Source organism: Shewanella olleyana, from assembly GCF_023283825.1.
GTDB classification, from domain to species: domain Bacteria; phylum Pseudomonadota; class Gammaproteobacteria; order Enterobacterales; family Shewanellaceae; genus Shewanella; species Shewanella olleyana.
Genome location: NZ_JAKILD010000002.1, coordinates 53422 through 71046, shown reverse-complemented (window position 1 = coordinate 71046; position 17625 = coordinate 53422). Strand labels below are relative to the sequence as shown.

The following is a 17625-nucleotide window of genomic DNA, read 5'->3' as shown; positions in this document are numbered from 1 at the left end:
AAAAGCCCGCTAATAACTTAGCGAGCTTCTCTTAATATGGCGGAGAGATAGGGATTTGAACCCTAGATGGGCTACAAACCCATGCCGGTTTTCAAGACCGGTGCATTCGACCACTCTGCCATCTCTCCGAACGCCGAGAATAATAAGGGGATGAGCTTGTACTGTAAAGGATAATTTCGAAATTAATCGCTGTTTGTTTAAGTTAGCATCACTCTGATCGTTTTTTATCATCATTGGATAAATTAAACTCAGTCAGTCAATAAAGCTTTATTCAAATTGAAGCCCAAATTGGCCGTAAACACCGAATCCAACTTGTACAAAACTTTGGCTTATAAAAAAAGTCACTTCCTTAAATAGAAAGTGACTCTCAATAAATCGTGAAGTTGAAACAAACTTATAAAAGATTAGTTAGCCTGCATTACAACATTCTTGCTTTCTACATAATTTGAAATTTCTAATGTGTGCAAGAGCAACAATGACGGCACCAAATATAGTTGCCACTTTTTCCCCTACCTCACCTAATAAATCATGGCCATAAAGGGCTGATGCCGCTAATGCAATGAGTCCTGTCACTGCTAACAACAATACTTTTGTGTCTTTATGACGTTTACAACCTAATAAAACGGCGACAGAACTCGTTGGTAAAACAATCCAAACCATCACTTGATGATAAAGATGATCGGATAAAGGCAACGCCGATAATGATGGTAACAAAGCGAGTAAAATTGGAGTTGCAACACAATGTATTGCACACAAAGCTGAAATGGCTATGGCGAATTTGTCTAACACAGACTGAGTGGCGTGGTTCATTTTCTTCCTTAAAAACACAATTGGGTTATTTCAGTTCAGGTTAATATTAGACATGATTACCAAACAAAATGCTACTATGTATCATTTATATTATTTGCCTTCACTCAACATAGTTAGAATAATTCAACCTAAGCTTTTCTATATTTTTATAAATTGAAATTTGTAGCTCAAAATTTAAGTACAAAAAAGCCCATTACATTGAGTAACAGGCTTTCATAAAATAGTAGTGAGAAGGCGTTAACTTTTTAAAACGTAAATCACAACATCGTTTTTATCTTTAGACTAAGTCTCATTACTGAACTAGATAACTTTATCGGCTTTATCCAATCTACTTTTTTGTTCAACTTCAGTGAGCAAACCTCTAATTAAACTTAAACAACCTAAAAGCAAAATAATGGTAAAAGGCAGCGCGGCAATAATCGTAATTGATTGTAAAGCTTGAATTGACTGCGTTCCGCCAATCCATAACATTACCATTGCAATAGCTCCAGAGATCACAACCCACACTACCTTCTGGCGCTCAGGGACTTCTAATTTACCGCCCGCAGTCATACCGTCAATCACGATAGAACCAGAATCTAAAGTCGTCACAAAGAAAACAATAATGAGTGCGATCGCAATGAGTGATAAAATGTTACCCAGCGGATAGGCCTCTAACATGTAAAACAAACTTAGCGATACGTCTGTAATACCTTGATCGATACCAAGCTGCCCTACTTTATCAATGACCTGTTGAATAGCCACACCACCAAAAGTTGACATCCAGGCTGTAGTTACAGCTGTCGGTATGAGCAATACACATAACAAAAACTCACGAATCGTTCTGCCTTTTGAAATGCGCGCGACAAACATGCCGAAAAATGGTGCATACGCGACCCACCAAGCCCAGTAAAAAACAGTCCAACCATGCAACCATGTCGTATCCTCACGACCAGATGACTGACTTAAAGGAATGATATTTTTCACATAGCCCGTCACTGCTGTAGCGAGTGAATCAAGTACTGTGGTGAAATTAAGCGCTGCAATGAATCCGATAAATATAAAGGCGATAATCATGTTTAGGTTACTTAATAGCTTCACCCCTCCATTCATGCCGCGCAGTACAGAGAAAGTAGCTAACCCCATAATGAGCAGGATAATACCCTGCTGGAGGAAGATATTATTTTCAAACCCAAACACATGGCTAATGCCACTGGCAGCCTGCGTTCCACCTAAACCGAGTGAAGTAGCTAAGCCAAACAAGGTAACCAACACAGTTAAAACATCAATCACATCACCTGTTTTGCCCCAGACTTTATCACCAAATATTGGATAAAAAACCGAACGCATGGATAAAGGCAGCCCTTTGTTATAAACAAAATAAGCGAGGCAAAGCGCAGTCATCCCATAAATTGCCCAAGCGTGAAATCCCCAGTGAAAAACGGTTGCCCCTAATGACACTTCACGGCCTTCTGCAGTATAAGGGTCAACACTTAATGGAGTCCCAAACCAATTGGTGAAAAATGCGGTAGGTTCTGCAACGCCCCAAAAAATTAACCCAATCCCCATTCCCGCAGCAAATAGCATCGCTATCCAGGACATCATGGAATAATCAGCCTCTGCTTTATCGCCACCTAAGCGAATTTTACCCAAAGGTGAAAACGCAATAACAACAGCGAAAAGCAGCATTAAATTAGCTCCCCACATGAATAGGAAGTCAAAATTTGAAAGCACGGATCCTTTTACTGAGTCAATGGCAGCTTTAGCGTCAGCTGGTGAAAGTAGTAATAAGGTAACGATGAATAAAAGAGATAGGCCGACTGAGGCGGTAAAAACGGTGTTGTGGACATCCATACCCAATTTATTAACGTTATCTTGTCCAATTTGATAATCTGTAGATTCAATACTGTATTTGTCTGATTTAAAACTCATAAATTATGATGTTCGTATATTCGATTAACGAATATAAAGACCACTCCATTTTGCTTAATGTTTGATTAGCTACCTGCATCACTATTCCGACTGTGATGCCTCCTAAATAAGGAAATCAAGGCTACAAGCAAATCCCAAGTGTGTGATTCTAACATAAAATACCATCGCAATTTTGATGTAGTCCATTTGACTTAAAAAAAACAACATATAGAGTCATAACCTTAAATAATTGCAACTTACGCTTAAAACTAACAACAAGCACAATGGGTTGAGTCATAAAGATAATTACTTAATCAAATTTGATTAAAGTTAAATGTTGGATTTCGAGTGTAATTAGCAAGTTGAGAGGTGCTGAATGGTAAATCTCATTTTTGGACATTAATCAGTTAGAGCTAATTCTCAAAATCCTTTAACTCACATTACGATAAGTAAGGCTTAATTCAGAACCATTACGGAAATTGCTGTGGTCTGCTTCTAATTGACTGGTAAAGTTAGCTATTCTAGTAAGGTTAGATTAGTGACACAATCAATAATTCGTAGAAAATAACCCGAGCTTCACGATTGAAAGGAGTTACTTTGGCTTTTAATTTTGAGACCAGCACACACATTGAACATGGTTATTTATTAAAGCCCTATATAGATAAAGAGATGGAAGAATTTCCTATAATCTTTGATAGGTTTTGTGCCGCACTTTATATGGCAACTATGGCTTGTAGCAATTCAGATACTCCTCAAATTAGCGAAGAAGCAAGAAAATCCGCTTATTTAAGGGCATCCCTAGCTGAGTTTACAGGGCTAGTAGATATACTAAACGTTACTATGCCGCACATCCCTAAGAATCTATATAGCCATTATAAAAGTAGCAATGCCTTATTTCATATGCTTAATCTACTCAGAAATTACAATATACATTTGGCCAAGAGTTCTCTTGAGCAAAAGACCATGAAAATTCGTTATCTTTTTGATATGGAGAATGAACACGACCGCACAATTGATTACATCTCAAACCTATCCGTGACAGAATTATTGCGATTAAATTGCGCAAAATGCTATACAAGAAAACAGTTAGAAGAACTAGTGCAATATTTCGAGTATCAGCAGCATGAATTCGAGATTCAAACTTTAATCGAGAAAGGTATATTAGATTTTTCTGAACATATTTTAGAGCTCTTAAAGAATACATCTAAAAAGGAATAAAGGAGTTTGTAGTGGATAACAGATATTGGCCACGGTTTTGTAAATTACTGCAATAACTCGGAGTCTATCATTAGGTAAAATTATGTCATTAGCACTAGTTTGTAACTAACTTAGTGGCATGAAAGAGTTATGAACAGCAACTTTATAATTCATTTATCTCTGCTTAATTATCGAAAACCATCACTTCAATCTAATCCATTGCCTGCCGCAGGAATGTTCAGGATGAACGGAATGCCGCGATCACATGGATGTGAAAGAGCGGCCTTATGTGCAGATACAACTGCGAGACGCTGGCTCTTGATTTAAAAGTAAGCATCCCTGTAAGCTCTGCTAAAACATCCATGTTTTGGTCATATTTGTTCCAGAAAAATGGTGACATTCCCACCGTCCTTGGCGGTCAAAAGCTCGCTGCTGTATCTACACTGGGATTATTATCTCTTCGATTTGACTGTATTGTTAAAAACTTAAAGAACTAAAAAGATCAGGGATCTATTCGGTCTACAAACGAATTTCAAAGCTGGATAATCCCCCGTTGGAAATTTTTCGCTTTCCAGAAAATTTCGCCGGGGCTGCTGGGCAGATGCAAGAGGGGTGAGCATTTTCAACCTTCTTGCTCTGCTCTTTATAACAAATGGGCACAGCACCACGACTATAACTTGCTAAAATAGCTTACAAGTTTTGAATCAAAATCGTGTGTACTATTTAAGCTGAATTACAACGACTTTAGACCACATTCAGGTGGCGGAGCTAAAGGCACGAAGGGGACTTCACTTTACCTCTAAGTGCCCCTCATCTTTTACACTAAGCGATAACCGTCATATTGTTTAAAATATTCCAAAAGCGCATTCATAGAAAATAATACTGTTGTTAATTTTAACTTCACTAGTTTTAGAATCAAAAAACTCCCATAATTGAAAAGAGCAAATGAATGCAATAGTATATAACAAGCTAAATTAAAAGGAATTATGATGAAAAAAGCGTTAATTGCTTTAGGGGTAATCTGTTTAACTTTTACTGCAACAATTCGTTCCGAAGAGGCAGCACCACTCGCTTTAAAAGTAGGATTTTGGGAGGGTATTGGTATTGATACCTTTTCTTACGAGTTACTTCAAATTAACCCAAATGGGAAGCATAGAGCTTACACTTTGGGCATTCATGGTGGTTTCCAAAGTTATCAACTTAACGGTTTTGACAATAGTGATATCAGCTGTAATAACTCTGAATGTACTATTACTATGCCAAAACCAATTAGAAATGAATTTACCCACCTTATCATCACTCCATTAACCAAGGAACGTTATAACGTCATTGAGATAGTTACTGATAAAGACCAGAAACATATTTTTAGCAGAAAATATGAACTTCAAAAACAATCAGGTCGATCAACTCCAAGGCAATTTATAGCTAAAAACAAGCAACGTTTACAATCAATTTCTTCATACGATGATAAAGAAATAAATGGGTTTTGGACTGGTGTCATGACTAATACTGATAGCTCATCATTAATTAGCTTCGACATTGATCCTAATTCATCATCTCAACTCGTACGATATATCAATGGCACACAATTCAATTTTAGCCTTGATTTTGCACCTGGTGATATTGAAACATTAGGCAAACTAACCACAATCGAAACTATATCTTCAGAATCTACGACGAAAATAGTCATGGAACAAATAGTCCCCAATGCATTAGAAGGTGTTATTTACTCCGATAATTTCATGGGTTCATTTAAGTTATATCGAGTTAAAGCGCCTAAATCTGATTAACTGGTCGTCCTATAGCTTTGCTTACTAGGTTCTTATTCAAAATCACCCCGGTTGCTCTTTAATTACCACATTCTGGTGGAGGATGCTTAATGGCCTTAAGGGAGTTCCCCCTTAACAGTAGCTTGCGTGCTCATTTTTGGGGATATAAAAAGTGAGATGCAAGCTTAACTGGTTAACTACATGACACATTTTACATTCACCATTTTTGATATCCGAACATCATGCTCTAATTGGATCCGAAACAACGCATTATTATCCGCCTTCCAAGATTTGCAAGACACCCCTGCACATCTTCAAAACACTACTTTTGCTTCTCACTACCACTCCACCTTAAAAGCATTTACTGTTATGTGTATGCCCAATCAACTTTGCAACGACATACGCTTCAATACTTACCGGTTCCTGAAAGCAAAAAGCCCGCTAAATATTAGCGGGCTTTTCTTAATATGACGGAGAGATAGGGATTTGAGACCTACATTCAGACGCTACAAACCTTTTAAACAACTTCCCAAATATCTCATACTTCAGAAAGCAAAAAAACCGTTACTTTGCAGTAACGGGCTTTTCTAAATATGGCGGAGAGATAGGGATTTTAACCCTACATTGACGCGCTACAAACCTTTTAACTTTAGAGTCGAACTATCTCAAGTTCCAAAAAGCAAAAAGCCCGCTAATAACTTAGCGGGCTTCTCTTAATATGGCGGAGAGATAGGGATTTGAACCCTAGATGGGCTACAAACCCATGCCGGTTTTCAAGACCGGTGCATTCGACCACTCTGCCATCTCTCCGAACGCCGAGAATAATAATGCCCTCGACGTTTCATGTAAAGCAATAAAACTAATAAAACTAATCGATTGCCTGACTTAGCATCAATCTGCTGTATTTTTGTCAGCCTGGACAGCAATTCGAGCAGGATCTGGCTTTACAAAACACTGCTTAACTGAGTCCCAGCTATCATGCTTTGATAAACGGTAACCGATAAAGACACCAATCGAGCTCAATACAATACCTAAACCAATGGTCATTTCAGCATACTGTGCCAACATCGCCACAATACTTGATGCTCCAAATGCCATGCCGATTTGAATAAAGTTCTGTAGGCCAGCTGCCTTGGTCGCATTTTTGCTAAACTGTTGTAGTGCGTTATTCACAACAATTGGATAGATCGCACCGTTAGCGGCCGCTAATACAGAGAAAACAATCAGCAGTGGGAAGATAGTTTCAGCTGGAATGATTAACGTTACTAATGCAATTGCTGCAACACAAACAAAGAATAAGCCTAATACGTAGTTAAGTGCTTTAGTGCCGCCACAATTTTTGACGAGCACTTTGCTCATGTAGCCACCCACGATGAACATAATTGTTTGTGGAATAAAGCTTAAGCCTATCGCCTGTGCTTCATAGCCATATTTAATCATTACACTCGGCCAAACAGTCAGGTAACTAAAGAACGCAGCAGAACAGGCACCAAAAATAACCACATTACCTAAGTAACGGGTGTTCTTTAAAATGCTTTTATAGCTGATGCTCTCTTGCGCTTCAGCTTGTTTACTTTCGCCGCCAACTAACCACTTGGTTAACACGATTAACAGTAACGCCACCATTACTAAGGTAACGAATACTGCGCGCCAACCAAAATTACTTACTATAGAAGCACCAACTAACGGTGCTACCGCTGGTGATAATGCTACTAATGGCATAATGTTGGAGAATATTTTCTGTGCTTTTTCAGCATCATACTTCTCAACAACAATAGCTTGCCAAATAACGCCTGCACTACATGCACCTAAAGCTTGAAAAAAGCGTGCGATATTTAACATCACAATCGATTCACTGGCGACGATGGCACCACTCGCTGCTGCAAACAAAGCAAGCCCGATAATCAATGCTTTTTGCTTACCGACTTTTTCAACTAAAGGTCCATATAACAATTGACCTAATGCAAGACCCGCTAAAAAGGTCGTTAAAGAAAATGCTACATTACTCAAGCTTGTTGAAAATGAATCAGCAATATTTTGAAACGCAGGTAAATACATATCTGTAGCAATAAAGCCCAGCATGCTGAGTAAAGCAAGATAGCCTAATAAAATAAAGTACTGTAATTTAGCTGAGCTGCTCTCAGAAGACTTTGATGGTGCATTGTTCATGTGAAAATGTATTCCAAATTGGGACTGTTAGAAATCAGCGTGCAGTCTAATCACTTGCAAAAGTATTGTGAAACGTTTACTTTTGATGACTGCATTCATAAATTTTCACAGCAAAGGATAGCCCTCTATGCTTTCAGAACAAGCATTGGAAATGATTGATATAGTCGCTCGTGTTGGTAGTTTCACCGCTGCAGCCAATCAATTGCACAAAGTTCCATCAGCCGTTAGCTATGCCGTAAAACAAATAGAAGATGAACTTGGTGTCATTTTGTTTGAAAGGCATCATCGTAGTGTAAGTTTAACTGAACCTGGTAAACATTTTGTGCAGCACGCCCGTGAACTGCTTGCAGAAATGAATGACTTAAAACGCAGTACGCAACGTGTCGCTAACGGCTGGCAACCCACTTTATCGATAGCATTGGATAATATTGTGCGTGCAGATCGAATCAGTGTGTTAATTGCAGACTTTTATCGCCACTTCAGTGATGTTGAGTTAATTATCCGCATTGAAGTGTTTAATGGCGTTTGGGAAGCATTAGCCACAGGAAGAAGTGACATTGCTATTGGCGCAACAACAGCCATTCCTGTTGGTGGCGTATTTCAATATAAAGACATGCGCGATATTGAATGGGCATTCTTAGTAAGTAAAAACCATCCATTAGCACATATCGACCGTCCTCTTACTGATGACGAAATGCGCCAGTACCCGTCTATTTGTCTTGAAGATACATCGCGAGAGATCCCTAAGCGCACAACTTGGCTGTTAGACAACCAACGCCGCTTAGTGGTGCCCGATTGGATCAGAGCAATTAATTGCTTCAGAGACGGTTCAGGTATTGGCTACATGCCACTTAACCTCGCTAAACCTTTTATACAGTCAGGCTCGCTTATCTCAAAAACATTAGAGAACCCCAAAAATGCCAGTCCGTGTTGTTTAGCATGGAACCAAGAAAAGATGTCTCCTGCCCTTGAGTGGGTTTTAGACTACTTAGGTGACACTGAGAAGTTACATAGAGAGTGGTTGGCTTAACTTGAATTAGCAGGAATTACCCCCATATTAGTTTTATGGTCAATACTCAACGGAATTTAACAGCCCTGAGTGAATTCAATAATTAATGTTCAGTTAAGCTAGTTTTTTAACAATAGACCTTAATATTAATAAAAATAATAAAGCGGGTTGATTTGCCGACAAAAACCAACAATTTTTGAAGCTAAATCAATTCGTTTATGAAGATAACTTTAAGCTGTAGTAAAGCTGAGGTATCATCAGCTTAAGTAAATAGTAATTTATCAATTTGTTCCAGAGCTTTTTCATTAAGGAACAACCCTTTTAACGTCTTGGAGACTGTTATGAATCAACAAACTTTGTCTGGCCAACAAGCCACGACGATGGAAACCAATAAACTCATTAAAAACACATACATGTTATTGTCGATGACTTTAGCATTTGCTGCTGTAATGGCAGGTGTTGCAATGGCAATGAATATCGGTCCTTTCATGTCTATCGGTCTATCACTTGGTAGTATCGTAGTGATGATGGTGACGTTGAAAAAAGCAGATAACGCTTCAGGTTTAGCTTGGATTTTTGCCTTCACCGGTATGCAAGGTGCATCATTAGGCTACATTCTTAACCATTATGTGGGAATGGCTAATGGTCCTGAGTTAATTATGCAAGCCTTTGGTTTAACTTCGGTTATCTTCATTTCGCTTTCAGCATATGCTATTACGACTAAGAAAGATTTCAACTTCATGGGTGGCTTCTTATTCGCTGGCTTGTTAGTTGTTATCGGCCTTTCACTTATTAACATGTTCTTCGTTAATAGCGGTGCAATGTTTATGGCGCTTCAAGCTGCTGTAGCAATGATCATGGTTGGTTTAATCCTTTATGATACAAGCCGTATCGTAAACGGTGGCGAAACTAACTACATTCGCGCTACGATTTCATTATTCTTAAACTTCATTAACTTATTCATGGCCCTACTTCACTTGTTAGGCATGGGTAACGATGACTAATCTGCGAGTGCCTGCTTTTTTCCTCGGTCGATGACCTTGTGATTAATCAGTTAACTACGCTAAAATGGCTCCCTTACAGGAGCCATTTTTTATTGTTATGAATAAATTTATTATCCAAGTTAATGGCACAGTCTATGGCTCAACCGCGAGTTTTAGAGCCCTTCGCTTTACTGAAAGCGTATTATCACTGGGTCATCAAGTCAGTAGTATTTTCTTTTATCAAGACGGTGTAACAAATAGCAGTGCGCTTATTTGCCCAGCCTCAGATGAACATGACTTACACCGTGCTTGGGAAAGGCTTGCTAAAGAGCATAATCTTAAGCTAGTAAACTGCGTCTCGGCAGCATTGAGACGTGGTGTATTATCAGAGCAAGATGCTCAAGAAAATAACAAAACGTCAGCTAACGCCAGTAACCATTTTGTTATGGGTGGTTTAGGTGAACTTGTCACTGGTATTGAAGAGTCTGATAGGCTTATTTGTTTTTAAGATGACGCAAAAAGGTTTAATACGATGAAAAAAATCTGCGTCATATTCAGACACAGTCCAACTGGCAATACTTCAAGTCGCGAAGGCTTAGATTTTGCTATGTTAAGCGCAAGCTTTGAGCAGGAAGTCAGTGTGGTATTTACTGATGAAGCTGTGCTGCATTTATTAGCAGGTCAACAACCTGAGTTAGTTGGCAGCAAAGACTACCTATCAACGTTTAAAGCGTTGAGCTTATACGACATTGAAACAGTGCTTGTATGCCACGATTCAGCTAAACGGTTCGGTATAGCATCCAGTGAGTTTAATTTCGAAGCCGAATTGGCATCTGCTACGCAAATTCAGCAATTAATTCAAGACGCCAATGAAGTGGTGGTTTACTAATATGATTTTACATCAAGTTCAAACCTCTGCCACAGTCGATAACGCCCTCAACTGCTGTTTACGCTACATTGACGACTCAGACAGTATCTTACTCACAGACGATGCGCTCAATTGTTTACTCGATAAACAATGGCAGCAACGTTTATCAAATTATAAACTGTACGTACTGATTGAAGATATTGAAGCTAGGGGCTTAAGTCATCGCTTACCTCAGTCTACCAATATTTCAATCATAGATTATGACCAGTTCGTTCTGGCTACACTGCAACACACTAAGGTGATCACTTGGTAGATTCATTTGACTTTAATGGCCAGCAGATAGAAATTGACGCTAAAGGCTATTTAAAAAATTACACTGACTGGCAAGCCGATATGGCGCCAGTGCTCGCGCAAACCGAAGATATTGTGCTGACAGACCAGCATTGGGAAGTTATCAACTTCGTTCGTGATTTTTATTTAGAATATAAAACAAGCCCTGCGATCCGAGTGCTTGTTAAAGCTATTGGCCAGTCTTTAGGGGCAGATAAAGGCAATTCAAAATACCTTTATACTCTATTTCCTGTAGGCCCTGCCAAACAAGCGACTAAGATTGCTGGACTGCCTAAACCAGCAAAATGTATCTAAATTGGCACCTACGAATCTAGAAACCAGAAGAACTAGAAACCATAAGAGTTAGAAACCAGAATATCTAGATGCCAGAATACCTAGAAGCATAAAATCAAAAAAGGAGACATACAGTCTCCTTTTTATTGATGAAATACTATAAAACTAACAGCATTTGTAAGTGCTATAGCGCAATTTATAGAACGTATTTAGCAGAGAACATGACTCGATTAAGTTCTCCTTCTACATCACTTTCTTTACTGTTTTTAGCATACATATATTCAACGCCAAATGTTAAAGGCTTAATAGGTGAATAAAGTAAGTTCACATAGCCTGAATAAGAGTCTTTGTTAGCATTCTCTCCTGTTAAATCCACATCGTTATCTGCACTGAAAGCTGATGCTGTAATACTGCTACGCCACTTATCATTCCACCAATGGCGATAAGCGATATAACCACCAAATGAGCTTATTGCTTCAATATCCCCGTCGCTATCAAGCACGCCCGCATTGACATAATTAAGCGCCATGTAACGTCCAAGCCCTTCGCCATAGGTTGCACTGAATTTAATATCATCTTTACCAACAGGTAAAATACCGCTAAAACTGACACCATAACCTAGTGCAGTAGAGTCGAACTTTATATCGTCATATGTCGAGTCAACGTTCAATTGTCTTGCTAAAGCTGCCACGGACAACTTAGCACCGCCTTCCGTTTTCATGTTATAGCGTGCTACAAAATCTGGCACCATGCCACTGCCACTGACTATTCGAGAAGAGCTCTGATTTTTGTTTAAGGTCGTTTCAGGGTTTTCTATTGAAAACTGAAAACCACCATTTGTATAACGAATTTGAGCTTGACGAACAAAAGGAGTCCCTTCTGCTGCGCCAACAAAGTCTAAATTCTCAGGTAAAGCTGAAGGATTTTGGAATGTTGTCCAAGTTTGACCGAATGTCCAGTTGTCATAGCTAATGAAAGCATGACGAATACGAGGTGAATAACTGTTTGAAACTCGCTCATTACCATCAGCATGGGTCATAAAATCAAGTTCAATGAAACCTGTAAGCTTATGGCCATCCATATCTGTCATTGTTTTAAAGTTAAAACGAGATTCCCTTGCTTGAAAGTCAACAACTTGCTCACTATTACCATCGACACCGTAAATGGTGCCTGGCACATAAAACTGTCTAGAAATATGCCCTGAATCAGGCGCACCATTACTATAATTGCTAAACATAGTATCGACTTTAATATATCCGCCGAATTGCATATCAGTGTCATCAAGAACTGAAGCATTAACACTGGTTGCGCTAAGTGCACTAGTAACCATGACCCCGATTACACTCAATTGCTTTTTGTTCAGTGAGAAAGGATTGTTGATTGTTTTTTTATTTGCAGAAACTAGAGAATTTTTCATTACATCACCCTTGTTATTTGAATAACAAAATCATAGTTTTAGAATTGATTCCAAAACGAGAGTTACAAGGTGGTTTAAAACAAATGACACACTTGCCTTTAAAAAGTTAAATACGTGTTAGATATTATGAGTTTTAGTGATAAACAAGAAGTTTTGGCGCTAAGTCCAAATTGTGAACGGCATCTTTATAGCTTAAATGATTTAGTCAGTTTTTGGGTGAATAATTAGTCTTTGAGTTAATCATTGGCCTTTGACTTAGAAGATAGTCCTCCTATTTAACTTGACTCAATTAGTTATCTGGCAAATATTCGCGACCTGACTTGATCAAGTTGCTTTCACCTATCCTTTTATCATTAAGCGCCTTGCCATAATTTTCACGACAATGTGAGCATGGGCTCATGGTATTGATTAATCGGCCACGTTTTGAATATTTTCGTATATAAGCATGTGAAATGGTCACATTTTGCCTGTTCAGTAACGCTGTCTTGGCAATTTTTGACTTTAAATTGAATACCGCAGCATCTTCAGCACACTGAGAATCATCAGCTCTACCCCAGCCTACAGTTTCAAAACCTGAATCATCTATATATTTTGCAGCGACCCATGGCCCACTGTGATGGCCTGTTGGTTCTCCATTAGGAAAGTAAGAGGGTTTATTGGCAAGTTCATAAGGAATAAGCTCAAGTGGATCAGTCGGTGCTTGTTCGCAATTTACATCTAAAGCCGAACTTGGCTTTTTGGTCACAAAGAAATGATGGTTATGGCTAAGTTTCACATCACGTAGTTTACTCACAAGCTGCGGATCAGGATGACGAGTATCTACAGCATTAATTGTAACAATGACTGCTACAGCCCCACTACGGGCAAGAATCTCATCGCCAACATTAAGCTTTGAAGCTTTAATCCATTGCTGATCTATAAAGCAAAAGTCATGCATGCTTTCAACATACATTAATGTGGTTAATTCATTGATTGAATATTCTATTTCTAACATCTTATTGTGGCTTTGAACTTAGGTAAATTGACAGACTTTTAGTTTTTAACATGAGTACTTTTAGCTTGTAACATGAGCATCATATAGCTAGTAAAAGTGATTATATCAGTTAATTGCAGGCATAAAAAAACCAAACTTAATGTTTGGTTTTTTTGCCTAACATATACAGTGGATAAGGTTTAACCGATCTTTTCTAGGCCACGCATATAAGGACGTAGCACTTCGGGAACCGTGATTGAACCATCAGCATTTTGGTAGTTTTCTAAAATAGCGACTACTGTACGACCGACAGCTAAACCAGAACCATTTAGTGTATGTAAAAGCGTTGGCTTTTTATCATTAACACCACGGTAGCGAGCTTGCATACGACGAGCTTGGAAATCTTTCATGTTAGAACAAGAAGAGATTTCACGGTAGGTGTTTTGCGCTGGTAACCACACTTCTAAATCATATGTTTTTGAAGCGCCGAAGCCCATATCACCCGTACATAACATCATTGTACGGTATGGAAGACCTAAGCCTTGTAGTACTTTTTCAGCATGACCAGTCAATTCTTCAAGTGCCGCCATTGAATCTTCTGGCTTAACAATTTGAACAAGTTCTACTTTATCGAACTGATGCTGACGAATTAGACCACGTGTATCACGACCGTATGAACCCGCTTCACTACGGAAACAAGAGGTTAATGCCGTCATTTTAAGTGGCAGATTAGCTTCTTCAACAATTGTGTCACGAACCATGTTGGTTAATGGCACTTCTGCTGTTGGAATTAAGCTTAAACCTTGACCTTCTTCAGTCGCAGGCTTGGTGTGGAATAAATCTTCACCAAACTTTGGCAATTGACCTGTACCTAATAAGCTTTCTTCATTCACTAACACAGGTACGTACATTTCAGTGTAACCGTGCTCTTCTGTGTGAAGATCTAACATGTATTGACCCACAGCACGGGTTAAACGTGCAACTTGGCCTTTCATCACGATGAAACGTGAACCGGTAATTTTCACGGCGCTTTTGAAGTCTAATCCGTCTAGGCCTTCACCAAGATCTAAATGATCTTTAACTTCAAAATCAAATTTTGTTGGCTCGCCCCAAGTGCGAACTTCAACGTTGTCATTTTCATCAGCACCACTAGGAACAGCTTCATCAGGTAAGTTAGGCATGCTCATAGCGATACCATTTAACTCAGCTAATAACTCAGCTAGTTCAGTTTTTTTCGCATCCAGTTGAGAACCTAAGTCCCCTACTTTAGCCATGATTTCACTGACATCTTCACCACGAGACTTAGCTTGACCGATGGATTTAGAGATAGCATTACGGGATGCTTGTAATTCTTCTGTTTCCACTTGTAGCGACTTACGTTTTTCTTCTAAAGCTGTAAGACGGCTAACATCAAGGATAAAACCACGTTTAGCTAAAAGCTCAGCTGTGACTTCAAGTTCGTTACGCAAAAATTTTGGATCTAACATGTTTTATATTCTTAATAGTTAAATGCGAGAAAATACTAGCTGCTGGCCGACATACACCATGAAAATACATAGGATGACATTCAACAACACGTTGAGAATTGCTTTTACAAAGAGTCCTTCTTGCATCAGCAATAATGTTTCATTGGAAAAAGTCGAAAAGGTCGTTAACGCTCCTAACAGCCCAACACCAACCATGGCTTTAATTTCAGGACTAAGGTGACTTGTTTCGAGACCGATGGCATAAACAATGCCCATCAAGAAAGATCCCAATATATTGACCAACAGTGTACCAAAAGGGAAACTGCTTCCAAATAGCTGAAGCATTAAAATTGAAATAACATAGCGAAAAACTGCACCAATTGAGCCACCAAGTGCCACAAACATGATATTGGTCAAGCTAATCATAGCGTTTTACCTCACTTGTTCTGTCAAGTTCAGCTAAATGAATCAGCTTATCCTTAATGCGCTTTTCAAAACCGCGCTCGGTAGGATAATAAAACTGACTTTGCTGCAGTGTCTCTGGAAAGTAATTTTCGCCAGGGGCATAAGCGCCGGGTTCATCATGAGCATAGCGGTATTCAGCGCCAAGTCCCATGTTTTTCATTAACTGTGTTGGCGCATTACGAAGATGATCAGGCACCGACTCGTGGCCCGTTTCCCTTGCTAATGCGCGTGCGGCTTTAAAAGCGGTATAAACAGCATTACTTTTTGGTGCACTAGCCAAATACACAATGGCTTGTGCAATGGCACGTTCGCCTTCTGCAGGGCCAACGCGATGAAAACAATCCCAAGCGTTGAGCGCGATATTCATAGCTGTAGGGTCAGCATTACCGATGTCTTCTGAAGCAATTGCAAGCAGTCTTCTTGCTACATATAAAGGATCGCCGCCGCCTTCTAAAATTCGGCAATACCAATACAGTGCTGCATCAGGTGATGAACCACGCACCGATTTATGCACTGCGGATATCAAATCGTAAAATTGATCGCCATTTTTATCGTAAGCCGCCATTTGATGGCCGGCGACCTGAGTGAGCATTTCTTGGGTAAAACTATCATTATCACTGACTAAGTCACTCATTAACTCTAATAAATTAAGTGCCTTACGTGCGTCGCCATCTGAGGTGGCAGCTAATTGCTGCATAACATCATTTGGCATAGTGAAATTGCGTTTACCAAAACCACGTTCAGTGTCTGTTAAAGCTTGATTGATAATTTGAGCAATATCATCACCGTCTAGGCGATTGATGAGATATACCCTTGCTCGTGACAATAAGGCGTTATTGAGTTCAAACGACGGGTTTTCAGTGGTGGCACCAACAAAAATCACCGTACCATCTTCGATAAATGGCAAAAAGGCATCTTGTTGGCTTTTATTAAAACGATGGACTTCGTCAACAAACAGCAAGGTACGTTGGCCTCGACTTTGAGCCACGGCTTTAGCTTGTTCAATGGCTGCACGAATCTCTTTCACGCCCGACGTTACCGCTGATATACGCTCGACATGGGCGTTCGCATAGTGAGCAACTAATTCGGCTAATGTGGTTTTACCGGTACCTGGTGGGCCCCAAAGCAGCATCGAATGAGCTCTGTTAGCTTCTAATGCTTGTCTTAAAGGTTGACCCTCACCCAGTAAATGACTTTGCCCGACGTATTCATTTATCTCCCTCGGTCGCATTCTAGCGGCTAAAGGACGAAAGTCAGGGGCAAAATCAAAACCTAAATTAGACACAGTGACCTACTGGGCAGCGTTGCTACGTTGATCATCAATATCAACATTGGCCGGAACGACAAAATCAAACAAGCTTTGCTCATCTTCTGCCACACTTGTTTGATTAGTTAACACAAACTGGCTGTGGTTACCTTGCTCATCGAGTAAGTTAAAATCAGTCAATTGAGTCGTATCAAAACAAACGTTCACGGTAACAACACTGCTTTCAAGTGACTTAGGCTTAATTAAGTAACATGCTTTACCCGACTCAGGTTTTACTTGGCTAACATGGTACTGCGCCCACGTTGCTTCATCACGATGTACAAGTAATGCAATTGGTGATGCCTCAACCGCATCAGCAAAATCCATCACAGTGACTTCTTCTGCGAACGGATTGAAAATCCATAAATCTTTACCATCAGCAACAATCAGTGATTCGTCAGGCTGAGTGAGATGCCAATAAAACTTGTTTGGATAAGCAAGTGCAAAAACACCTTCACCAGATTGAATCACTTTATTATTGATATCAGTAACCGTTTGGCTAAAGTCAGCTTTTAACGAATCAAGCGACTCGAGTTTTTCACGCAGAACACTCGAGTCATCTGCTTGAGCTGGAGCTGCTAGCAACACGGCTAACATTGATAATAAACCAATACATTTTTTCATTTTTATACCTACTACTTAATTCAGTTAGCGTACCCAGTAAGTGCATCAAATAACT

At 39.4% G+C, this 17625-nt stretch carries 17 protein-coding genes and 2 tRNA genes; 8 read left to right on the top strand and 11 right to left on the bottom strand.

The window, feature by feature from the left end; translation table 11 throughout:
* Positions 1–37: 37 nt before the first annotated feature.
* The 3 genes from L2735_RS01845 to L2735_RS01835 form a co-directional block, all read right to left on the bottom strand.
* Positions 38–128, bottom strand: a tRNA-Ser gene (locus tag L2735_RS01845).
* A gap of 280 nt (positions 129–408) precedes the next feature.
* Positions 409–810, bottom strand: coding sequence for a MerC domain-containing protein (locus tag L2735_RS01840; RefSeq protein ID WP_248983083.1), 402 nt, complete (start codon positions 808–810; stop codon positions 409–411).
* Positions 811–1110: 300 nt separating this feature from the next.
* Entirely contained in the window at positions 1111–2721 is a 1611-nt protein-coding gene (locus L2735_RS01835; protein ID WP_248983082.1) for a BCCT family transporter, read from the bottom strand.
* A 576-nt stretch (positions 2722–3297) separates the two neighbouring features.
* On the opposite strand from L2735_RS01835, the gene L2735_RS01830 reads away from it, so the two are divergent.
* A complete protein-coding gene (locus L2735_RS01830; RefSeq protein ID WP_248983081.1) occupies positions 3298–3918 on the top strand; it encodes a hypothetical protein in 621 nt (206 codons plus the stop codon).
* Between the two features lie 968 nt (positions 3919–4886).
* Positions 4887–5687, top strand: coding sequence for a hypothetical protein (locus tag L2735_RS01825; RefSeq protein WP_248983080.1), 801 nt, complete (start codon positions 4887–4889; stop codon positions 5685–5687).
* A 698-nt stretch (positions 5688–6385) separates the two neighbouring features.
* Here L2735_RS01825 and L2735_RS01820 read toward each other — a convergent pair.
* Positions 6386–6476: transfer RNA gene (locus L2735_RS01820), tRNA-Ser, on the bottom strand.
* A gap of 81 nt (positions 6477–6557) precedes the next feature.
* Positions 6558–7835 carry a purine nucleoside transporter PunC gene (punC, locus tag L2735_RS01815; RefSeq protein WP_248983079.1) on the bottom strand — a complete coding sequence of 426 codons (1278 nt, stop codon included), beginning with the start codon at positions 7833–7835 and terminating at the stop codon, positions 6558–6560.
* 127 nt (positions 7836–7962) lie between these two features.
* Here punC and punR point away from each other — a divergent pair, with 127 nt between their 5' ends.
* From punR to L2735_RS01785, 6 genes are all read left to right on the top strand, one after another.
* Positions 7963–8865, top strand: a complete 903-nt coding sequence (gene punR / locus L2735_RS01810) for a DNA-binding transcriptional activator PunR (RefSeq protein WP_248983078.1) — start codon at positions 7963–7965, stop codon at positions 8863–8865.
* 320 nt (positions 8866–9185) lie between these two features.
* Positions 9186–9848 (top strand): Bax inhibitor-1 family protein, encoded by a 663-nt coding sequence (locus L2735_RS01805; protein ID WP_153913230.1) that lies wholly within the window; start codon positions 9186–9188, stop codon positions 9846–9848.
* Positions 9849–9945: 97 nt separating this feature from the next.
* Positions 9946–10335: a sulfurtransferase complex subunit TusD gene (gene tusD / locus L2735_RS01800; protein ID WP_248983077.1), complete on the top strand. Its 390-nt coding sequence runs from the start codon at positions 9946–9948 to the stop codon at positions 10333–10335.
* 24 nt (positions 10336–10359) lie between these two features.
* Entirely contained in the window at positions 10360–10716 is a 357-nt protein-coding gene (gene tusC, locus L2735_RS01795; RefSeq protein ID WP_248983076.1) for a sulfurtransferase complex subunit TusC, read from the top strand.
* A 1-nt stretch (position 10717) separates the two neighbouring features.
* Positions 10718–11008 (top strand): sulfurtransferase complex subunit TusB, encoded by a 291-nt coding sequence (gene tusB, locus L2735_RS01790; RefSeq protein ID WP_248983075.1) that lies wholly within the window; start codon positions 10718–10720, stop codon positions 11006–11008.
* Positions 11002–11340, top strand: a complete 339-nt coding sequence (locus L2735_RS01785; RefSeq protein WP_248983074.1) for a TusE/DsrC/DsvC family sulfur relay protein — start codon at positions 11002–11004, stop codon at positions 11338–11340. Before tusB ends, L2735_RS01785 begins: the two co-directional genes overlap by 7 nt.
* A 175-nt stretch (positions 11341–11515) precedes the next feature.
* Here L2735_RS01785 and L2735_RS01780 read toward each other — a convergent pair whose 3' ends face one another.
* The 6 genes from L2735_RS01780 to lolA all read right to left on the bottom strand — a co-directional run bounded on the left by L2735_RS01780 (position 11516) and on the right by lolA (position 17570).
* A complete protein-coding gene (locus L2735_RS01780; RefSeq protein WP_428848282.1) occupies positions 11516–12649 on the bottom strand; it encodes a DcaP family trimeric outer membrane transporter in 1134 nt (377 codons plus the stop codon).
* 376 nt (positions 12650–13025) lie between these two features.
* Positions 13026–13730: a hypothetical protein gene (locus tag L2735_RS01775; protein WP_248983073.1), complete on the bottom strand. Its 705-nt coding sequence runs from the start codon at positions 13728–13730 to the stop codon at positions 13026–13028.
* A 179-nt stretch (positions 13731–13909) separates the two neighbouring features.
* Entirely contained in the window at positions 13910–15196 is a 1287-nt protein-coding gene (serS, locus tag L2735_RS01770; RefSeq protein ID WP_248983072.1) for a serine--tRNA ligase, read from the bottom strand.
* Between the two features lie 18 nt (positions 15197–15214).
* Complete coding sequence (crcB, locus tag L2735_RS01765) at positions 15215–15601, bottom strand: fluoride efflux transporter CrcB (RefSeq protein WP_428848281.1); 387 nt, start codon at positions 15599–15601, stop codon at positions 15215–15217.
* On the bottom strand, positions 15594–16925 hold the full coding sequence (locus L2735_RS01760) for a replication-associated recombination protein A (RefSeq protein WP_248983071.1): 1332 nt from the start codon (positions 16923–16925) through the stop codon (positions 15594–15596). The genes crcB and L2735_RS01760 overlap by 8 nt, the downstream gene beginning before the upstream one ends.
* Positions 16926–16931: 6 nt before the next feature.
* Positions 16932–17570: an outer membrane lipoprotein periplasmic chaperone LolA gene (gene lolA, locus L2735_RS01755; protein ID WP_248983070.1), complete on the bottom strand. Its 639-nt coding sequence runs from the start codon at positions 17568–17570 to the stop codon at positions 16932–16934.
* Positions 17571–17625 lie beyond the last annotated feature (55 nt).

Coding starts and splice junctions, on each gene's coding strand:
- L2735_RS01840 (WP_248983083.1), bottom strand. CDS start 810: ATGAACCACGCCACTCAGTCTGTGTTAGACAAATTCGCCATAGCCATT.
- tusD (WP_248983077.1), top strand. CDS start 9,946: ATGAATAAATTTATTATCCAAGTTAATGGCACAGTCTATGGCTCAACC.
- L2735_RS01825 (WP_248983080.1), top strand. CDS start 4,887: ATGAAAAAAGCGTTAATTGCTTTAGGGGTAATCTGTTTAACTTTTACT.
- crcB (WP_428848281.1), bottom strand. CDS start 15,601: ATGATTAGCTTGACCAATATCATGTTTGTGGCACTTGGTGGCTCAATT.
- L2735_RS01805 (WP_153913230.1), top strand. CDS start 9,186: ATGAATCAACAAACTTTGTCTGGCCAACAAGCCACGACGATGGAAACC.
- tusC (WP_248983076.1), top strand. CDS start 10,360: ATGAAAAAAATCTGCGTCATATTCAGACACAGTCCAACTGGCAATACT.
- serS (WP_248983072.1), bottom strand. CDS start 15,196: ATGTTAGATCCAAAATTTTTGCGTAACGAACTTGAAGTCACAGCTGAG.
- L2735_RS01780 (WP_428848282.1), bottom strand. CDS start 12,649: ATGGTTACTAGTGCACTTAGCGCAACCAGTGTTAATGCTTCAGTTCTT.
- tusB (WP_248983075.1), top strand. CDS start 10,718: ATGATTTTACATCAAGTTCAAACCTCTGCCACAGTCGATAACGCCCTC.
- lolA (WP_248983070.1), bottom strand. CDS start 17,570: ATGAAAAAATGTATTGGTTTATTATCAATGTTAGCCGTGTTGCTAGCA.
- punC (WP_248983079.1), bottom strand. CDS start 7,835: ATGAACAATGCACCATCAAAGTCTTCTGAGAGCAGCTCAGCTAAATTA.
- L2735_RS01775 (WP_248983073.1), bottom strand. CDS start 13,730: ATGTTAGAAATAGAATATTCAATCAATGAATTAACCACATTAATGTAT.
- punR (WP_248983078.1), top strand. CDS start 7,963: ATGCTTTCAGAACAAGCATTGGAAATGATTGATATAGTCGCTCGTGTT.
- L2735_RS01835 (WP_248983082.1), bottom strand. CDS start 2,721: ATGAGTTTTAAATCAGACAAATACAGTATTGAATCTACAGATTATCAA.